The organism is Chromobacterium fluminis (assembly GCF_011602385.1).
Lineage (GTDB): Bacteria > Pseudomonadota > Gammaproteobacteria > Burkholderiales > Chromobacteriaceae > Chromobacterium > Chromobacterium fluminis.
This window is the reverse complement of record NZ_JAAOMA010000009.1, coordinates 146,282-152,855: the sequence shown is the minus strand read 5'-3', so window position 1 is coordinate 152,855 and position 6,574 is coordinate 146,282. Positions and strand designations below refer to the sequence as shown.

Annotated in this window: 4 protein-coding genes; all 4 read left to right on the top strand. The window is 65.2% G+C overall.

The features are described from left to right. Positions 1–3: 3 nt before the first annotated feature. Complete coding sequence (gene parC, locus HA052_RS08890) at positions 4–2,322, top strand: DNA topoisomerase IV subunit A (RefSeq protein WP_166451655.1); 2,319 nt, start codon at positions 4–6, stop codon at positions 2,320–2,322. Further along, positions 2,319–3,872, top strand: a complete 1,554-nt coding sequence (locus HA052_RS08885; RefSeq protein WP_166451650.1) for a sensor histidine kinase — start codon at positions 2,319–2,321, stop codon at positions 3,870–3,872. The genes parC and HA052_RS08885 overlap by 4 nt, the downstream gene beginning before the upstream one ends. Continuing rightward, positions 3,865–5,196, top strand: coding sequence for a sigma-54-dependent transcriptional regulator (locus tag HA052_RS08880; protein ID WP_166451649.1), 1,332 nt, complete (start codon positions 3,865–3,867; stop codon positions 5,194–5,196). The genes HA052_RS08885 and HA052_RS08880 overlap by 8 nt, the downstream gene beginning before the upstream one ends. A 385-nt stretch (positions 5,197–5,581) precedes the next feature. After that, positions 5,582–6,340 carry a substrate-binding periplasmic protein gene (locus tag HA052_RS08875; RefSeq protein WP_166451648.1) on the top strand — a complete coding sequence of 253 codons (759 nt, stop codon included), beginning with the start codon at positions 5,582–5,584 and terminating at the stop codon, positions 6,338–6,340. The last annotated feature ends 234 nt before the right edge of the window (positions 6,341–6,574 follow it).

Genomic DNA, 6,574 nt, shown 5'->3' with positions numbered 1-6,574 from the left:
GCCCTGACCCCGCCGCCGCCCACTCCGCCCGCGGCAGACGCCGACGACGGCGAGTGGATTCCGCTGGACCTTTACGCCGAGCGCGCCTACCTGGAATACGCGATGAGCGTGGTCAAGGGCCGCGCGCTGCCGGAAGTGGCCGACGGCCAGAAACCCGTGCAGCGCCGCATCCTGTACGCGATGCGCGACATGGGCCTGGCCCACGGCGCCAAGCCGGTGAAATCGGCGCGCGTGGTCGGCGAAATCCTGGGTAAATACCACCCGCACGGCGACAGCTCCGCCTACGAAGCGCTGGTGCGCATGGCGCAGGACTTCACACTGCGCTACCCGCTGATCGACGGCCAGGGCAACTTCGGCAGCCGCGACGGCGACGGCGCGGCGGCGATGCGTTACACCGAGGCGCGGCTGACGCCGATCGCCGACCTGCTGCTGTCGGAAATCGACATGGGCACCGTGGACTTCGTGCCCAATTACGACGGCGCCTTCGAGGAGCCGCGCTTGCTGCCGGCGCGCCTGCCCATGGTGCTGCTCAACGGCGCCTCCGGCATCGCCGTGGGTCTCGCCACCGAAATCCCGCCGCACAATCTGACCGAAGTGGCCAGCGCCTGCGTCGCCTTGCTGGACAATCCGGAGCTGGACACCGCGGCGCTGATGCAATACGTGCCCGGCCCGGACTTCCCCGGCGGCGGCCAGATCATCACCCCGGCCGAAGACATCCTCGCCGCCTATGAGAGCGGCCGGGGCAGCGTGCGCGTGCGCGCCAAATGGGAAGTGGAAAAACTGGCGCGCGGCCAGTGGCGCGTGATCGTGTCCGAGCTGCCACCCGGCTCCAGCGCGCAGAAAGTGCTGGCGGAAATCGAAGAAGCCACCAATCCCAAGGTCAAAACCGGCAAGAAGACGCTGACTCAGGATCAGCAAAACCTGAAGAGCCTGATGTTGTCGCTGCTGGACCGCGTACGCGACGAGTCCGATAGCGCGTGCCCGGTACGCCTGGTGTTCGAACCCAAATCCAGCCGCCAGGACCCGGACGAGTTCATCAACACCTTGCTGGCGCAAACCAGCCTGGAAGGCAACGCCTCGATGAACCTGGTGATGATAGGCCTGGACGGACGGCCGGGTCAGAAAGGCCTCAAGCCCATTCTCAGCGAATGGCTGGACTTCCGCCGCGTCACCGTCACCCGCCGCCTGCAGCACCGGCTGGCCCAGGTGGAAAAGCGCATCCACATCCTGGAAGGGCGGATGATCGCCTTCATCCACATCGATGAAGTGATACGCGTGATCCGCGAATCCGACGAGCCCAAGCCGGACCTGATCAAGGCCTTTGGCCTGACCGAGATCCAGGCCGAGGACATCCTGGAAATCCGCCTGCGCCAACTGGCACGGCTGGAAGGCTTCAAGCTGGAGAAAGAGCTGTCCGACCTGCGCGAGGAGCGCGAAGGCCTGCGCCACGTGCTGGACACTCCGGACGCGCTGCGCACCATGATGCGCGAAGAAATCCAGGCCGACGCCGCCAAGTACGGCGACAAGCGCCGCAGCGAGATCAAGACCGCCGAGCGCGCGGTGCTGACCCAGACCATAGCCGACGAGCCGGTCACCATCATCCTGTCGCAAAAGGGCTGGATCCGCGCCCGCGTCGGCCACAACGTCGACCTCACCGCGCTGGCCTTCAAGGACGGCGACGCGCTGCACACCGTGGTGGAAACCCGCACCGTGTGGTCGGTGATCGTGCTGGACTCCAAGGGCCGCGCCTACACCGTGGATCCGGCCGACGTGCCCACCGGCCGCGGCGACGGCGTGCCGGTGGCTTCGCTGGTGGACCTGCAGGACGGCGCCAAGCCGGCTCAGATGCTATCCGGAAAAGACGAGGCCCGCTTCGTCGTCGCCGGTTCCGGCGGCTACGGCTTCATCGCCAAGCTGGGCGACATGGCCGGACGGGTCAAGGCCGGCAAAGCCTTCCTAACGCTGAACCCGGAAGAAACCGTGCTGACCCCCGCGCCGCTGCCGGCCGCCGGCATCGCTGAAGCCACCCAGTTGGTGGCCGCCGCTGACAACGGCCGGCTGCTGGCCTTCCCGGCCGCCGAACTCAAGGAGCTGGCCAAGGGCCGCGGCCTGATGCTGATGGCGGTGGAAGACGGCGAAGCCGTCACCGCCGTCGGCCTCATCAACGGCGAAAAAGCGCTGCTGTCCACGCTGTCTGTGCGCGGCAAGGCCTCCGATGAAAAACTGGCGCTGGCGGAATTCGCCGGCAAGCGCGGCAAGAAGGGCAAGCTGATGCCGAAGAAATGGAGCGTCAGCGCCATCTGCGAGCTGCCGACGACATGAACCAGGACCGCCCGCCGACGCCGTTGACCCCGCGCAGCGGGCTGGTCTTCATCAACAGCTTCCGGGCGGCGCTGCTGCTGGTGCTGCTGGCGATGTCCCTGTTCGCCAACCGCGAAGGCGAATCGCTGGTGGCCGGCGGCAAGGCCTTTTATCTGTGGAGCGGTGTCTACGCCGCGCTGATCGGCGCCTGGTTCCTGCTGCGCAACGGCCGGCTGGCCCACACCCTGCAGCTGACCCTGGCCATCGCCGCCGACATCGCGATGATCGTGCTGCTGATGGGCATCAACGACGGCGTGCGCAGCGGCTACGGCATCCTGCTCTTGCCCTATCTGGCGGTGGCCGGCCTGCTGTCCTCCGGCCGCTACGCGCTGTTCTACGCCTCCATCGCCACGCTGATCCTGCTGTCCTTCGTCGGCGTCGAGCAATACCTGGGCATAGGCCGCGGCTCGGATTTCTACTACTCCGCGCTGCTGGCCACCGCCGGCTTCATCACCTCCATCGTCACCTGGAAGCTGGGCCGGGTGGCGCGCGACTCCGAAGCGCTGGCCACCCGCCGCGGCGGCGAGATCGCCAACCTCAACCGCCTGAACGAGCTGGTGTTGCAAAGCCAGCGCGACGCGGTGGTGGTGCTGGACCCCTCCGGCCTGCTGCGTCAGTTCAACAATCAAGCGGCGCGCTACTTTGGCGCCATGCGCCGCGGCCACGCCGTTCCCGAACTGCTGCCGCTGGTGGAACGCTGGCGACACAACGGCTGCCCTCCCAATCCCAGCTTCATCGACCGCAACATCCGCGGCCGCCAATTGGTGGGCCGCATGGTGCCGGTGCTGATGGGCGACGACCACGCGCTCCTGCTGTTCATGCGCGACATGGCGGACATGGCGGAGGAGGGCAAACGCGTCAAACTGGCGGCGCTGGGGCGGCTCACCGCCAATATCGCCCATGAAATCCGCAACCCGCTGTCGGCGATCAACCACGCGGCCGACCTGCTGGCCGAAGACGAAACCGATCCCACACGCCAACGGCTGATCCGCATCGTGCAGGGCAACAGCAAACGCATCAACCACATGGTGCAAGAAGTGCTGGCCTTGAACCGCCGCGACCGGATCAAAGCCGAGCCGATACGGCTGCAGCCCTTCCTGGATGAGCTGCTGGACCACTTCGGCGTGGTGGAGGCCGCCGCCGCCGGCGCGATCTGCTGCGTCTATCAGGCGCAGGCCGCCGCGGTCCAGTTCGACCGCGGCCACTTTGGCCAGATTCTCAACAATCTGCTGGCCAACGCCTGGCGCTACTCCAGCAAACAGCCGGGCGCGGTGCGCATCGAAGTGGGCGAAGTGGAAAACCACCTGACCATCAAGGTAATGGACGATGGCCCAGGCATGAGCGAAGATGCCCAGGCCCGCTTGTTCGAACCCTTTTTCACCACGGAAAGCGCCGGCACCGGACTGGGCCTGTACATCGCGCGCGAACTGGCGGAAGCCAACGACGCGCGGCTGGACTACTGCCCGCCCGGCGGCGTGTTCCGTCTGATCTGTCACAAGGCTTATGGCTAAATCCTCCCTGCGCGTGCTGGTGATCGACGATGAACCGGACATCCGCGAACTGCTGGAACTGACCCTGATCAAGATGGGGCTGGACGTGGCCACCGCCGCCAGCGTCGGCGCCGCCAAACTCAGCCTGAACAGCCAGCCCTTCGACCTGGCGCTGACCGATATGCGCCTGCCGGACGGCGAGGGCATCGAAGTGGTGCGCCATATCGCCGAACAGGGCCTGGACGTGCCCATCGCGGTGATCACCGCCTACGGCAATACCGACAACGCGGTGCTGGCGATGAAAGCCGGCGCCTTCGACTACCTGCAAAAACCGGTCAGCCTGGCTCAATTGCGCAGCCTGGTGAAATCCGTGCTGCGCGTGGACAACGGCAAAGCCGAGGCCGCGGTGCGGCTGGACGGCGAATCGCCGGCGATCCAGGAAGCGCTGCGCTTGATCGGCAAGCTGGCGCGCAGCCAGGCCGCGGTTTACCTCAGCGGCGAATCCGGCACCGGCAAGGAACAGGCGGCGCGGATGATACACGAGCACAGCGCGCGCGCCGAACGGCCGTTCATCCCGGTCAACTGCGGCGCCATCCCGGAAACGCTGATGGAAAGCGAATTCTTCGGCTACCGCAAAGGCGCGTTCACCGGCGCCGACAACGACCGCGACGGCTTCTTTCAACAAGCCAACGGCGGCACGCTGTTTCTGGACGAAGTGGCCGACCTGCCGCTGGCGATGCAGGTCAAACTGCTGCGCGCGATCCAGGAAAAGAAAGTGCGCCGCCTGGGCAACGCCCAGGAAGAAGCGGTGGACGTGCGCATCATCTGCGCCACCCACAAGGACTTGGCCGCGCGGGTAGACGCCGGCAACTTTCGCCAGGATCTGTACTACCGGCTAAACGTGCTCCCGCTGCGCATGCCGCCGCTGCGCGAACTGCGCGAGGATCTGCCGCGCTACATCGCCAGCCTGCTGGAACGCTTTTCCCCCGATGAAAAGCCGCGGCTGGCGCCGGCGGCGCTCAAAGCCTTGCTGGAATACAACTATCCGGGCAATTTCCGCGAACTGGAAAACATCCTGGAACGCGCGGTGGCCCTGGCCAACGACGCCCGCATTGAATTGCGGGACCTGCAACTGCTGCCGAGCGATCACGGCGGCCATGGCGACGGCGAGGCGCCGACCTGCGCCGACGGCGAGGCGCTGCAGGACTTTCTGGACCGCGTGGAGCGCGAAGCCATCCTCAAGGCGCTGGAGAGCACCCGCTTCAACCGCACCCAAGCCGCCAAAATGCTGGGCGTCACCTTCAGATCGATGCGCTATCGGATGGAAAGACTGGGCATCAAGTAAGAGCCTGTTCAAAGTCTACTGCGCTTCGGCGATACGGCGTTGAAAATGCCCTCGAAATGCTCATGTACCACGTGTACATTCCGCTTTCTCAGCCGTTTTCGCCTTGTCTCGCCATTGCTCGCGTGACTTTGAACAGGCTCTAAGCACGTTGTGGATAAGCACGGCATTGCGTCAAACCCTGTGGATAAGCCATATTCTCGCTTTTTACCGGTCCCCCGCCGGAAACCCGGGAAGCCCGGCCGCGCAATCGCTACAATGCGGCAGCCGCGGCTCGCGTCCGCGCATCAGGCAAGGCCAGACCCGGGCCAGCGGCTATAAAGAATCTATTCGACGGCCCCGCCCAAGGGCGCGCCATTGCAACCATATCGATACTCGCTACCGGCCCATGGCTTTCACGCCGCTCCACCTCGTCCTCCGCGCCTTGCCGGCCCTGCTGCTCAGCGCCCAGATTGCGGCGCTGCCGTCGCTACGGGTGGCGCTGGGCGAAACCAAACAACCCTATATCGACGCCGAACGCGGCAAGGGCGTGGAATACGACATCGTCAGCCAGGCCTTAAGCCAGGCGGGTTATCAGCCGCAAATCCGCTTCGGCCCCAATCTGCGCGCGCACAACTGGCTGGCAAACGGCCAGGTGGACGCCGCCATCGCCAATAGCGGCGGCCATGTTTCCGAGCCCTACATCGTTTACCAGAACATGGCGATCACGCTGTGCAAACGCCGCATCCACCTACAGCGGCTGGACGACCTGGTTCGCTTCCGGGTGGCGGCCTTTCAGGGCGCCCACCTTTATCTGGGGCCAGCTTTCGCCGCGCTGACGCCGCAGATTCCGTCCTACCGCGAAGAATCGCCGCAGGTCACCCTCAACCGCCTGTTGTACAGCGAGCGCACCGACGTGGCGATTTCAGACATCAACATCTTCCAGCAGTTTAGCCACGATCTCCGCCGCGAGATCGACATCAGAGCCAAGCTCTGCCCATACGCGCTGTTCACGCCCACTCATTACCGGCTGACTTTCCGCAATGCCCGCGACCGCGACCGTTTCAATCTGGGCCTGCGCCGCTTCGCCGCCGCCGGCGGCTACGAGAAACTGGCCGAACGCTATCAGCTTCCCACCCAGCACGGGCGCCCCTGGTTCAAGCCCTGAGAACCTGTTCTAAAGTCTGCTGCAGACACGGTGAGTACGGCTTCGAAATGCTCATATACCGCTTGTACACTCCGCTTTCTCTGCTGTTTTCGCCTTGTCTCGCCTTAGCTCGAGAGATCGTAAACACGTTCTGAGAGCGCGTTGCTGCGCACGGCTGGCCTAAGGGAGGGCGTCTGCTCTGGATCAATAACCTTCGCCGCCGCGCGGTGTTAGCATGGTTTGGCAGTATCCGAT

Coding starts and splice junctions, on each gene's coding strand:
- HA052_RS08885 (WP_166451650.1), top strand. CDS start 2,319: ATGAACCAGGACCGCCCGCCGACGCCGTTGACCCCGCGCAGCGGGCTG.
- HA052_RS08880 (WP_166451649.1), top strand. CDS start 3,865: ATGGCTAAATCCTCCCTGCGCGTGCTGGTGATCGACGATGAACCGGAC.
- HA052_RS08875 (WP_166451648.1), top strand. CDS start 5,582: ATGGCTTTCACGCCGCTCCACCTCGTCCTCCGCGCCTTGCCGGCCCTG.